The 645-nt window shown below is 46.5% G+C and carries 1 protein-coding gene; it reads left to right on the top strand.

From position 1 onward, the window contains the following. The coding region (locus tag ML541_RS18830) for a hypothetical protein (RefSeq protein WP_243375615.1) at positions 1–588 on the top strand (588 nt) is incomplete at its 5' end. Positions 589–645: the final 57 nt, after the last annotated feature.

The following is a 645-nucleotide window of genomic DNA, read 5'->3' as shown; positions in this document are numbered from 1 at the left end:
AGCCGTTATACAGGACGAAAAATGAAGAAACTTCGCCTAATCCTGATTGTCATCTTAATTTCTGCTGTAAGCTTGTTCCTGTTCAAGAGCCACTTTGATAAAAAAAATAAAGAGGCTGAAGTTTCTGCTATTCGTGCAGTTGTTGAAAAATACATCCAAGCCGACCTGGCTGGTGCAAATCTCGGAACAGACAATTTTGTCGAGTCAGGTCTTGAAAAGATATTGGTCCCCGGAGAGGAAGCTGCGCCCGGATGGGACACAGTGAGTTTGGTCAAAAGTTACAAACTGAAGTCGATCGAAAATAAAAAAGTAAAAGGAAAGGATCTTGCGATTGCATCCGTAGCCTATGAAATCATCGGTGAAGTCCCTGGCGCAGTTGAAGTAGTTCGACTAAAAGAGACGGAAAATTATGTTTTTAGGCTTGTCAAGGAAGACAAAACCTGGAAGCTGATCCAGCCGTTCGATTTGAGGCCGCACGTCACGATTGAAACAACAATCAAGCATCTGAAAACTCTGGTCGGGCACGAGGGGCAAGGGAAGGTGCCAGAAGTGATTCAACAGCTTGAAAAAATGAAGGGGAACGTATAACACGCCGCACGAGCCCGTCTCGCTGACGCTCGCGGCTCAGCGGCAGCCCCGTTGGAC

Origin of the sequence: Geotalea sp. SG265 (genome assembly GCF_022808985.1) — a bacterium.
GTDB lineage: Bacteria > Desulfobacterota > Desulfuromonadia > Geobacterales > Geobacteraceae > Geotalea.
Note: the sequence above shows the minus strand (reverse complement) of the source record. Positions and strands in the feature narration are given on the sequence as shown.